The following is a 12070-nucleotide window of genomic DNA, read 5'->3' on the forward strand; positions in this document are numbered from 1 at the left end:
TTGATGGGCAACTATTACTACCCGACCGGTGGCTTGCCGCCGCAGACCCACCTCACGACCGAGCGGGCCATCGTCACCGAGGCCTACACCGTGATCCCCAAGGGCGTCCTCACGGACATCGTGACCAGCAACCTGCCGGGCTTCACCAACACGCGGTCCTGGATCATTGCGCGTCCGATCTCCGGCTTCGCCACCACGTTCTCGCAGCTGATCGTGGAGATCGCTCCGGGCGGCGGTGCTCCGAAGGCGGAGTTCGAGCCGGGCGTCGAAGGCGTCGTGTTCGTGACCAAGGGCCAGCTCAACCTGACCCTCGACGGCGAACTGCACCACCTCGAAGAGGGCGGCTACGCCTACCTCGCTGCCGGCGCGGAGTGGGGCGTGGAGAACGTCTCCGACGACATCGTCTCCTACCACTGGATCCGCAAGGCCTACGAGCGGCTTGAGGGCTACGAGGCGAAGTCCTTCGTGACCAACGAGAAGGACATCGAGCCGACGTCCATGCCGGACACCAACGACGTCTGGAAGACCACGCGCTTCACGGATTCCAGCGACCTCGCGCACGACATGCAGGTCAACATCGTCACGTTCCAGCCCGGCGGTGTGATCCCCTTCCCGGAAACCCACGTCATGGAGCACGGCCTGTACGTCCTTGAGGGCAAGGCCATGTACCTGCTCAACAACGACTGGGTCGAGGTTGAGGCCGGCGACTTCATGTGGCTGCGCGCCTTCTGTCCGCAGGCTTGCTACGCCGGTGGTCCGGGCGAGTTCCGGTACCTGCTGTACAAGGACATGAACCGCCAGGTGAAGCTCACCTAGCCTTTGGTTTACCGCCGAGATCGCCGGAACGCTGCCAGTTCGTATGGAGCGTTCCGGCGATTTCGTCGTTTTCCGGCGATTTCGCTAGGGGCGCCGGCTCAGGGTACGGTTCAGCGGCGCCGGCCGACGGCGAGCCCGGCCCAGAACGCGAGGACCAGCAGGCCCAGCACGGTCACGGTTAGGCCGATCTGTGTCCCCTGGCTGACCATTGCGACGCCATTTCCTGTGAAGGTCGTGTTGCTGAGGGGTGCGTAGGCGAACCACCCCACCTCCGTGTTCAGGCTGGTCCACGCCACGATCAGCCCCACCACCACCGCGATCAGCGCCAACAAAGGCACGACGACGGCGGTCAGTTTCCGTGCAGGCTGCGGTGTGTTGTGTTCCCCATGTGCGTTGTTGTCCCCCATGCGTGCAAGCCTAACCCGCCGCGCCAGCCCCCAACTAGGGGACAGATCACGCTCCATTGAGCCCTCGTAGCGACGTTTGCTGTCCCCCAGTTGGGTTCGAGCTTGGGGCCGCCGTCGTGCGTTCCAGCGAACACGCCGAACCGCGGACGAGGCACTTCGGTAGAGTGCACCCATGGATGACAAAGCAACGTTGCTCAACTATCTCCGAACCCGTCGCCAGGACCTTCTCGGCAAAGTCGAGGGCCTCAGCGAATACGATGCCCGTCGGCCCATGACGCCCACGGGAACCAATCTGCTGGGCTTGGTGAAACATGTTGCCAGCGTGGAGCTGGGCTACTTTGGGGAAACGTTCGGACGCCCCAACGGTCGCGATCTCCCTTGGTACGACGACAACGCAGAGCCCGATGCCGATATGTGGGTTCCGGCAACCGAGAGCATGCAGGACATCATCGACCTCCACCACTTCTCCGCCACACGCAGTGACGAAACCATCGAGGTTCTCCCCTTGGATGCCCCCGGTGTTGTCCCGTGGTGGTCCGAGGAAAAGAAGAACGTCACCCTGCACCAGATCCTGGTCCACATGTGTGTCGAGACGGCCCGCCATGCCGGACACGCGGACATCATCCGGGAACTCATTGACGGCCAGGCCGGACAAAGGCCAAACGATCCCAACATCCCTGAACGAACCGCAGAGGACCTGGCTGCACATCGTCAGCGCATCGAACAGGCTGCCCTGGAAGCAGAAGGACGGCTCTAGCGAACCCTTCAAGTCCCCTGCCCGCCGCCACGCAAACTTGATCCGAAATTGAGCTAATCGAAAAGGTTCCTTGATATAGCGGCGCCACGCTGGATTCAAGCGGAAGACCAAACCAGAGGCCTTCCGACAACGAATTTCCGGTATGGAACACAAAGACGTGGGGGAACCAATGGAACAGGCAGCAGCTCCAACAGAAGTAAGGGCAGTCCGGGGCATCATCCAGGACCAGAACCCCGTGGACTTCTACGCTTTGGGCGTCGCAGGATGCATAGACCGGCTCGCCGCACCGCTCCGCCGCACCGGGGTCACCGTCCACTGGCAGACTCCCCACCACGGCATCGAAATCTCTTCTTCCGCAGCGGGCCTGCTCTACCACGTGGCGCAGGAAGCCTTCAGCAACACGTTGAACTACGCGAACGCCTCTGAACTGACCGTCCGCCTCAACGCGGTGTACCACGGCATCCAACTCACCATCACGGACGATGGCGACGGCTTCGAGATCCACGCTGCACCCAGTGGGCGCCGGCACGGTTTCGGGCTGCTGCTGATGTCCATCGCAGTTCACGACGCCGGCGGGACAGTCGACATCGACTCCAGCGTTGGGCGGGGCACCAGCGTGCGGGTAACGCTGCCGCTTGATTGAGTCCGATTTGGGACCATTATTGGGTACCTGACCCATGGAACAACGGCCGATCCGGACGTATTCTGTAGCTACTTTTCAGCCTGGCATCCCTACGGATTGGCACGAAAATGGCGCGGAACAACAAAGGATCACTGGGTCTGGGCAAGGTCCTTCTGAGGGTCTTCGCATTCTTCTTCGTGAGCCTGCTCTGTGGGGTGTTGATCTCCGGCTTCGTGGTCCCGGTGGTTGCCTTCACCAGCACCACAGTGGGCGGATCCATAGGTTTCTACGAGAGTCTTCCCAGTGAATTGGATGTGGAGTCGCCCTCCCTTTCCAGCAAGGTGGTCACCGCGGACGGCCAACTCATCGCGACGTTCTACGCAGAGAACAGAGTCAAGGTTCCTCTGGAGGACATGTCTCCCTTCATCCGCGAAGCTATCGTGGCCATCGAAGACAGCCGCTTTTACGAGCACGCCGGTGTTGATGCGCACGGAATAATGCGAGCCCTGACCTCCAACCTGACCAAGGGAACCAAACAAGGCGCCTCCACGCTGACGCAGCAGTACGTGACCAATGTGCTGAACGAATCACGGCTGTCGCAAGGCCGCCCCGAGGACGTTGTACTGAGCGGCGAGAAGACCGTGGGAGACAAGCTGCGCGAGATCAAGCTTGCCTTGGAGCTGGAGAAGCGCTTCACCAAGGACCAGATCCTTGAGGGTTATCTGAACATCGTGTTCTTCAACCGGAATGCCTATGGCATCGAAGCCGCATCGCGGTACTTCTTCAGCACCTCAGCTGCGGACCTGTCGCTGCCCCAGGCAGCCTTGCTGGCCGGCTTGGTCAATGGACCCAGCATCTACGATCCCACCGTTGACCCCGCCGCGGCGTTGGCACGGCGGAACCTGGTCCTTGACCGGATGCTGGAGCAGAAAATGATCACGGCCGTGGACCATGGCGTTGCAGTAGCCACTCCCGTGGAATTGCAGATCACCCCGTCCCTGCAAGGCTGCGCTGGAGCTCCGATCGCCACCTATTTCTGTGATTACGTATCGCATCTCATCCTCAACGACGAGGCGTACGGCGATACTGTCCAGGACCGTGAGCGGCTGCTCTATCGGGGCGGCCTCACCATCACCACCACCTTGGACAGCAGGCTGCAGGCAGTCGCACAGCAACAAGTGGACGCGTCCGCGGGTGATAACCCGGACAAATGGGGCGCTGCCATGACCACTGTGCAGCCCGGCACCGGCAAGATCCTTGCGATGGCTCAAAACACGGTCTTCGTCCCCCAGGACGGAAAGTTCGATACCCAACTGAACTTCAACGTCGACGCCAAGGACGAGAACGGTTACGACCTCAATGGGGCAGGAGGATTCCAGCCCGGGTCCACCATGAAGCCGTTCATCTACGCCGAGTGGCTCAACGAAGGCAAGAACCCCACTGCTGTGGTGGATGCCTCCCGGAGGGTCTACCCCGTTGGCTTCCCCTGGCGTTCCAGTTGCGGCAAGGTCCTGGGCGGCTACAGCACCGCACAGAAGGCACAGAACCTCGGCGCGGATGACGATCTCCAGAACAACGACGCCGGCTACTACCGCCCCATGCCGATCAATTACGGCCTTTACAACTCCATCAACACGGCAACCTTCGCCACGGCGGCGCAGCTGGACTTCTGCGGAATCCAGCGCATGGTGGACACTGTTGGCCTCCACAGCGGTTTGGATAACGCACCGATCAACATGCACCAGATCGGCAACCTCCTGGGCTCCATCGGCGTCGCTCCTGTTGTACTGGCGAGCGCCTACGCGACCTTCGCCAACGACGGCACGTACTGCAAGCCCATCGCCATCACGGGGATCAGCGACGCCCAGGGAAGAGAATACGAAGCCCAAACGCCCGACTGCCGCGAAGCCGTCAAGCCGGCCGTGGCGCGGGGCGTCAACGCTGTCCTGCAGGACGTGCTCAAGCTGGGTTCCGGCGTCTATATCGAACCGAAGGTCCAGAGCAGGGTTCCGGTAGCCGCCAAGACGGGTACGTCCAACAACAACGGTGCCACGTGGGTGGCCGGGTTCACGACGACGCTCGCCACGGCGTCGTTCTTTGGAGACACGACGGCGGGACAACAGCGGGCGGGCCAAAACGTCACCATTAACGGAAAGTTCTACAAGTCCTTGGACGGCTACATGATCGCCGGCCCGCAGTGGGCCAACTACATGATGGAAGCAACAGCCCTCTACCCGAGCGGGCCGTTCCCGGCGCCGGCTCCCCCGCCGCCGACCCAGCCCAGCACTGGTCCTCCAGCCGCTCGGTAAGCCGGAGACCCTGCGTTGCGAGGCCTGCTCTGCGCCCCAAGGTGTCTCCGAAGCACGTAAAGCAGGCCCCACAACTAGCGTGCGTACCGCTGCGTGAAGTTCCGGAGCACCCGCATGGGTTCGTTCACGGACGTCTCCCGGGCTGATGCAATGAGTGCATCGGCTTCGTGGGGCGGAAAGTAGCCGGCGTTCTTGTAGATGTTGATGCGCGTAATGAGGCCGTCGGCGTCGAGCTCCGGATGGAACTGTGTGGCGTAGAGGTTGTTCTTGATCCGGAACATATGAACGGGGCACGCCTCTGAGCTCGCCAACAGCACCGCGTGGCCCGGGAGTTTGCTGCATGCCTCTTTGTGCCCGACGAACGCCTCGAAGGTCGATGGGAGACCCCGCAGCAAGGGATCCCCTTCCCCCTCCGTGGTCAGCCTGATCTCCGTAGCGCCCACCGGTTCACCGAAGCGCCGGTCGATGAGCGCCCCTTGGTGAACACCCAACGTTCCGACGCCGTAGCAGGCACCCAGGAACGGAAAGTCCTCGGCCACGATGCGGTCCAGCAAGGCCGAGAGCTCAGCCTCGACGCGAATCTGGTCCGGACTCTTGTCCTCCACGGGATCACTGGATGTGTACGGACTCCCGCCGACGATCACCCCGGAGTAGTTCGCCAGGTCGATGGGCGGCATGGGACTCGATTCCAGGCGGACGCGGACAAGTTGGGGCTCCTCCAAGCCGCAATAACGCAGGTAGGCCTGGTATTCGTCATCGGCTGCGGCGTCTTCGGCGCGGGTGGCCAGCAGAAGGAACGGCTTCACAGGCCCAGTGTGCGGGAGGTTGCCTGCAGATTCCAAGTGCTGGGTGGGTCTGACAGACACTCCCTCTGCAGGCGTTCGTTGCGTAGCGTTGTGATTGTTCGCGCTAACGCCCCGAAACGCGACGCACACCAAAGGAGACGTCTTTGACGCAGGACCCTGCCGCGGCAGACACCCAGCAAGCGCCCAGGCCGGAGGAGGTGACTTCCCGGGACCAGTCAGCAAGCCACCGGCCGGCCAAGATCCCGTGGGGTGGCCTGTTGGTGCTTGCAGCTGCCGGCTTCACCGCGGTGACAACGGAACTCCTGCCCTCCGGGTTGCTGCCCCAGATCAGCCGGGACCTGGGCGTGGAGGAATCAGCCGTAGGTTCACTGACGGCGGTATACGCGGCGATTATCGTGTTCACTGCCCTGCCCCTCTCGCGTTTCCTGGCCGGAAGGGTGCCCCGGAAGACCTTGCTGATAGCGACCGTCCTGGCCTTTGCGCTGAGCAATGTCCTGCTGGCATTGAGCCCCGCATTGGGGTGGGCCATCGGTGCCAGGCTTCTTGGCGGCATCGCACACGGCATGCTGTGGTCCAGCATGGCGCCCTTCGTGGCACGAATCGTTCCGGCCCACTCCGTTGGAAAGGCCATGGCGGTTGTGTTCAGCGGCAACAGCATCGCACTCGCCGTGGGAGCCCCGATCGGCACTCTCATGGGATCGCTGATGACGTGGCGGGCATCCTTCCTCGTCCTGGCGGGAGTGGGTGTGCTCTTGGCGGTGCTTGCTTTTTGGCTTCTTCCCGGAGCCCATGATCACGGCAACCGAAATGTTCCGTCACTGCGGGCGGCAATGAAACTGCCAGGTGTGGTCGCCATCGCCATCGCTTGGCCCCTGCTGTTACTGGCCCATTTCACGCTCTTCACCTACGTGGCACCGTTCCTTCTCGCATCAGGTCTTCCCGAATCCGCCACCAGCCTGTCCCTCTCCGTGGTGGGAGTGGCCAGCCTGGTGGGCATCTGGATTGCCGGCATGACCGCAGACTCGCACCCGCGGCGTTCGGTGATTGCCGCCGTCGTACTTTTGACGCTGGCTTTCGCCCTGCTGCCGGCTGTGGGCGGCACCTGGGTGGGCGCTTTTGGCCTGATGACGTTGTGGGGAATCGCGTTCGGTGCGGTAGGTATCTACAACCAGGCGGCGATCCTGCGCGCGGGCGGCGAGCACAAGGACGCTGCCAACGGCCTTACCGTGGTGACCATCCAACTGGGCATCGCCGTCGGCGCTGTGTACGGCGCATTCGCCCTCACGAGCTTCGGCGCCCAACTGGTTCCGCTGGCAGCTGCGATTCCGACGGCGATAGCGCTGGCGATGATCATCGCCAGCCGCCGCGGCGGCTACCCTGCGGGGCCGCGGGAGAAGCGCCGTTAACATCCTTGAAACATGCCAGTGACCTGATCTTCACGAACCGGAGATTTCTGTAACTTATCTGCAACTTTGCTCTTCTGAGTCGGAAACATAGCTCACCGAATATTGATCGGGGGGCTAGCGAGGGCCGGATTCGTCCAGCCCGTTTCGGACAGGCTTGATAAGAAGGGAACGCAGGTGGAGATCTCTGCGCAGAACGTCTGGATGATGTTGTCGGCGGCAATGGTGCTCTTCATGACCCCGGGCCTCGGTTTGTTCTACGGCGGCATGACCCGCGCCAAGGCAGCCCTGAACATGATCATGATGAGCTTCATCTCGGCCGGCATCGTGGGCGTCGTGTGGGTCCTTTGGGGCTACTCGATGACCACCGGCGACGGCTTCCTGGGGCTCTTCGGCAATCCCTTCGCGCACTTCGGCCTGCAGGACCTCGTAGGCACCCCCGATCTCATCAAGGCAACCTTCGCAGCAACCTTCGCCATCATCACGGTGGCACTCATCAGCGGTGCCATCGCCGACCGCGCCAAGTTCGGCGCGTGGGCGTTGTTCGTGCCGATCTGGGTCACCGTTGTCTACTGCCCCTTGGCCTACATGGTGTGGGGCGGCGGCCTGATGAGCGCCGGCGGTGCAATCACCGATGTCTTCGGCCAGGTGATCGACTTTGCCGGTGGCGCAGTGGTTGAAGTCAGCTCGGGAACAGCCGCTTTCGTCCTCGCCTTGATCGTGGGAAAGCGTCACGGATTCGCCAAGGACCCCAACCACCGCCCGCACAACGTCCCGTTCATCATGATCGGCGCAGCAATCCTGTGGTTCGGCTGGTTCGGCTTCAACGGCGGTGCCGCGACCACCGCCGAACAGGCCGGCCTGATCTGGGTTAACACGCTGGTAACCCCTGCCGCGGCGATGCTCAGCTGGCTCGTCGTCGAGAAGATCCGTCACGGCCACCCCACGTCCCTGGGTGCGGCATCCGGCGTCGTCGCCGGCCTCGTGGCCATCACCCCGTCCTGCGCCAACATCACCCCGCTGGCCGCTGTTGGCCTGGGCCTTGTGGCCGGAGCCGCCTGCGCCGTGTTCGTTGATTTGAAGTTCAAGTTCGGCTTCGACGACTCCCTTGATGTAGTTGGCGTGCACTTCGGCGCCGGCGTCATCGGCACCCTTTCCCTCGGCTTCATCGCTACCCCTGTTGACGGGGTTGGCGGCGGCCTCCTCTACGGCGGCGGCCCACAGCAGCTCATTGCGCAGACCATAGCCGTGGTGATCACGATCGCCCTGTCCGGCCTGGGCACCCTGGTGATCGGCCGGATCATCAACAAGACCATCGGCTTCCGTGTTCCGCACGAGCACGAGATCACCGGAGTGGACCTCACCCAGCACGCCGAGTCCGCCTACGAGTTCGGGCTCACCGCGCACGGCCACTTCCGCCAGCAGCAGGCACACTTGTCGGCGTTGATCACGCGGAAGCCTGCCACTTCCCAGCCCGTCGAAGCCAAGGAAGACAGCCTGGCCTGACGGCACCACAACCTAACAGCAGCCGACGGCGGGACCCGGGTTCCGCCGTCGGCTGCTGTTGTGCGCGACCCAGTTGGATCAGCCGGAACCGTTCCACAGGCGCTGCCACCACGTGCGTTTGGTTTCCGTCACGGGTTCCGGCTCGGGCGTTGCTGATGCGGCTCTGCGTTCCTTCCACCGCTGGACCTCGGAGTCCACGTCCCGGAGCTTGGTGATGACGGGAGGCCCGCCCTGCAGTTGCCGCCTGGCTTCGATGACCCTCTTGTTGAAGTCTTCAAGGATGTCCCGGACCTGTTTTTCGGTGTATTGCTGGTCCAGCTTTTCGTCGAGTTCGCCGTCTTCAATCCGCAGCAGGATGGCTGGAGGACCGATCCCGCTCAAGCGTTCGCGCTGGATCAGGCCCTTGACCCACCAGTCGGGATCGTAGTGCTCGCCAAGCCCTGGTATCGGTTTGCCCGCGTACTTCAGGTTGTCGAACTTCCCTTGGTCCATGGCGTCGCGGATCAGGTATTCAACGCGGGCGGCATCGTCCACCTTCCGCCGCTTCTCGCGTTCCTCGGCCTCCGCGGCTTCGAGCTCGGCGTCTTCCTGCGCATTGCCGCCCCAGCCGCGAACGGCACGAAGTTCCGCTCCGCGCTCGAGTCTCCGCCTGAAAGCGTTGTTCCCGTCATTCACTGTGTGGGCCACCTCCTCGGACGGCAGCCCTCGTCTGCCGGAATTCGTGGTTCTACGTCCAGTATTCCGCACCTTTCAATGGTTAATCCCGTACCTACGGAAGCGTCATTGAAACCACAGGCGAAGCCGGTGCCGCCACCACCTGCTTTGCCACGGAAACTGCCCCGACACGCCGTGGGTACGGAGCGTCGGGGCAGTTTCCGTGCCCAAAGTGAGTGGCGGCGGCACGGGCGGGCCGGGGCTCGGCCGCGCCTGACTTAGCGGACGGCCATGCTCGGGTCCAACTGCTCGATTCCCTCGGGCGTTACCAGGACCACGCGGGCCGTGCAGATGTCGTAGAACAGCCCTGTCGCCTGCACCTGGCCGGACGCCAACGCAGGTCCAGTGACGGGGTGCTCGGACAACTTACCCAGTTGGATGGCCACATTCACCATGCTCAGCTGATCCACGCGGCTGAAACCCTCGGCTTCGGCGGCACGGGCCACGGGGTGTCCGGCAAGGAGTGCCTGATAGCTGGGCCGTGCATGCTCAAGCCAGGTATCGAACCCGCGACCCAATCCGGCATCCGAACCTTCGGCATCGGCGATCACTGCTTTCATGGCCCCGCAATTGGAGTGGCCACAGACGACGATCGAATCCACGGACAAGGCCTTCACCGCGAAGGCCAGCGTCGAGTCGATCGAAGCGTCGTGGTCATCGCTGCACACCACGTTGCCGATGTTCCGCAGCGTGAGCAGATCGCCGGGGCCGCTGCTGGTGATCAGGTTGGGATTCACGCGTGAATCGACGCAGGCCACGAACAAAGTGTCAGGATTTTGTCCCTCGGTGAGGTCCTGGACCAACGGCCGGACCTTGTCTGCGTGCCGGCGATGGTATTTGTCGATGCCCAGGAGGATGGACCGCAGCGGCGGGTGCGGGTCGCCGTCGTCGTTGTTCCCTTGGGCTGCCGCGTCCGATGGCTGCCACGTCGTGCGCGGGGGAAGCGGAAATTCGCGCGGTTCCTGGCGCTGGGGCGTGTTGTGCTCTGCGTCGGTGAAGGCGGTGGTGCCGTGTTCCTCCACTACTACGGTTGCGCCGCTGTTCCGCTGCTGTTTCTCCCAGGCCACCAGGGATTCTCGGAAAGCGTGGTCGAGGTAGTCGGCGTTGAGTTCCACCACGGCGTCCTGGCCTTCGGGAACGGAGTGGAGGACCCGGTTGAGCCGGGGCAGCGCGAAGAAGCTGCACGAGCCGGCGATGGTCACCCGCCACGGCAGACCGGTTCCGACCGGGGCGTGCGCCTGGATCTGTGCCCGGAGTACCCGCCACAGCACACACAGCGCGGCCAGGGCCAGTCCGATAATGACCCCCTCCAACAGATTAAGGACCACGACGCACACCACGGTGACGGCATAGACCAGGAGATCACCAGTGCGCAGGCTGGTGCGGATGTCGGCCACTTTGATGAGCTTAGCGCCGATCACCAACAGCAAACCTGCCAGGACGGACAGCGGAATCAGCTGGATAAGACCCGCGAACAACGCGGAGAACACCAGGACCCACACGCCGTGCAGGATGGCGGATGTCCGGCTCTTCGCACCGGCTTCAACGTTGGTGGCGCTGCGGACGATCACGCCGGTCACCGGCAGGCCACCGAGCATGCCGGAGACCATGTTCGCCGAGCCTTGGCCGACGAGTTCGCGGTTGAGGTTGGTGCGGATCCCGCCATGCATCTTGTCGACGGCGACGGCGGAGAGCAGGGACTCGATGCTGGCAATCAGCGCCACGGTGATGACGGCCATGACGGCGGCACGCCAGTTGCCGTCGGGCAGGCTGGGGAGGGCGACGGCGTCGAAAATCGAACCGCTGAAGCTGATCCGCTCCACGCCCGGCGCCACCGCAACGGACAGCGCCGTGACGGCAACGACGGCGGCAAGCGGCCCTGGCACTTTCCGCACCGCGGCGGGAAGGAACTTCCAAGACAGCAGGATCGCGACGACGGCCAGCCCCAGCAGCGCCGAGTGCAGCTCGACGTTGGTGACGGCGGCAGGGAGCGCGGTGAGGTTTTCGACGGCGGACCCAGCGGCTTGGCCGCCCAGCAGCACGTGGAGTTGCTGCAAAATGATGGTGATCCCGATGCCCGCGAGCATCGCCTTGACCACCACTGGCGACACTGCCAGCGCGGCCCGCCCGATACGGCTGACACCCATGAGCAACTGCACGACGCCGGCACCCACCGTGATGGCGCACGTCACCTGCCAGCCGAACTCGGCAACCAGACCGGCGACGACGACGGTCAGTCCCGCGGCGGGGCCGCTCACCTGCAGTGGGGAGCCACCAAGGCTGCCTGCGACAATCCCGCCCACGGCGGCGGCGATGAGGCCTGCCATGATGGGCGCTCCGGAGGCGGCGGCGATACCCAGGGACAGCGGCAGGGCTACGAGGAAGACCACCAGCGATGCGGGGAGGTCGGCGCCGAGGTTGCTGAGGAAGCTGGGCTTCCGCGTGCTGGGCCGGCTGGTGCCTGGCTGGCCGGTTCCTTGGCCCGGCGGGCTGTGGGAGTCGGCGGGGATGGTGGCGGATTCGTTGGATTGGGGCATTGGGTTCTCCTGGCTCGGGATGTGACCCTTCCAAGCTACGGAATCTGTCATGGCAAGTGACAACAACATGTGACACGCATGACAAAACTTGTGAAGCTGCCGTGTCATGTGGCGACAAAGGGGAACTTTTGCAGGGGGTGGGCTCGTTGGGGGCTGTGGCCCTTCGAACGACGGCGGGCACCACCCGGCCGTC

Annotated in this window: 10 protein-coding genes; 6 read left to right on the top strand and 4 right to left on the bottom strand. The window is 63.5% G+C overall.

Annotated elements, in window-relative coordinates; translation table 11 throughout:
* Positions 1–3: 3 nt before the first annotated feature.
* A complete protein-coding gene (locus ACFVSI_RS04815) occupies positions 4–816 on the top strand; it encodes a bifunctional allantoicase/(S)-ureidoglycine aminohydrolase (protein WP_144661365.1) in 813 nt (270 codons plus the stop codon).
* A gap of 110 nt (positions 817–926) precedes the next feature.
* Here ACFVSI_RS04815 and ACFVSI_RS04820 read toward each other — a convergent pair whose 3' ends face one another.
* Positions 927–1223, bottom strand: coding sequence for a hypothetical protein (locus ACFVSI_RS04820; RefSeq protein WP_387820252.1), 297 nt, complete (start codon positions 1221–1223; stop codon positions 927–929).
* A 172-nt stretch (positions 1224–1395) separates the two neighbouring features.
* Here ACFVSI_RS04820 and ACFVSI_RS04825 point away from each other — a divergent pair, with 172 nt between their 5' ends.
* From ACFVSI_RS04825 to ACFVSI_RS04835, 3 genes are all read left to right on the top strand, one after another.
* Positions 1396–1980 (top strand): DinB family protein, encoded by a 585-nt coding sequence (locus ACFVSI_RS04825; protein WP_387820254.1) that lies wholly within the window; start codon positions 1396–1398, stop codon positions 1978–1980.
* Between the two features lie 169 nt (positions 1981–2149).
* Positions 2150–2623 (top strand): sensor histidine kinase, encoded by a 474-nt coding sequence (locus ACFVSI_RS04830; RefSeq protein WP_387820256.1) that lies wholly within the window; start codon positions 2150–2152, stop codon positions 2621–2623.
* 107 nt (positions 2624–2730) lie between these two features.
* Entirely contained in the window at positions 2731–4911 is a 2181-nt protein-coding gene (locus ACFVSI_RS04835) for a transglycosylase domain-containing protein (RefSeq protein ID WP_387820258.1), read from the top strand.
* Between the two features lie 74 nt (positions 4912–4985).
* On the opposite strand, the gene ACFVSI_RS04840 is transcribed toward ACFVSI_RS04835, so the two are convergent.
* Positions 4986–5717, bottom strand: coding sequence for a glutamine amidotransferase (locus ACFVSI_RS04840; RefSeq protein ID WP_387820260.1), 732 nt, complete (start codon positions 5715–5717; stop codon positions 4986–4988).
* Positions 5718–5914: 197 nt separating this feature from the next.
* Here ACFVSI_RS04840 and ACFVSI_RS04845 point away from each other — a divergent pair, with 197 nt between their 5' ends.
* The gene (locus ACFVSI_RS04845) at positions 5915–7123 is read left to right on the top strand and encodes an MFS transporter (RefSeq protein WP_387820886.1); all 1209 of its coding nucleotides are present in this window, start codon (positions 5915–5917) and stop codon (positions 7121–7123) included.
* A 174-nt stretch (positions 7124–7297) separates the two neighbouring features.
* Positions 7298–8626: an ammonium transporter gene (locus ACFVSI_RS04850; RefSeq protein WP_387820262.1), complete on the top strand. Its 1329-nt coding sequence runs from the start codon at positions 7298–7300 to the stop codon at positions 8624–8626.
* A gap of 78 nt (positions 8627–8704) precedes the next feature.
* Here ACFVSI_RS04850 and ACFVSI_RS04855 read toward each other — a convergent pair whose 3' ends face one another.
* Positions 8705–9301, bottom strand: a complete 597-nt coding sequence (locus ACFVSI_RS04855; protein ID WP_387820264.1) for a DnaJ family domain-containing protein — start codon at positions 9299–9301, stop codon at positions 8705–8707.
* A 257-nt stretch (positions 9302–9558) separates the two neighbouring features.
* A complete protein-coding gene (locus tag ACFVSI_RS04860) occupies positions 9559–11877 on the bottom strand; it encodes a SulP family inorganic anion transporter (RefSeq protein WP_387820266.1) in 2319 nt (772 codons plus the stop codon).
* Between the last annotated feature and the right edge of the window lie 193 nt (positions 11878–12070).

The sequence above is a fragment of the Paenarthrobacter sp. NPDC057981 genome (assembly GCF_042886835.1).
Taxonomy (GTDB): domain Bacteria; phylum Actinomycetota; class Actinomycetes; order Actinomycetales; family Micrococcaceae; genus Arthrobacter.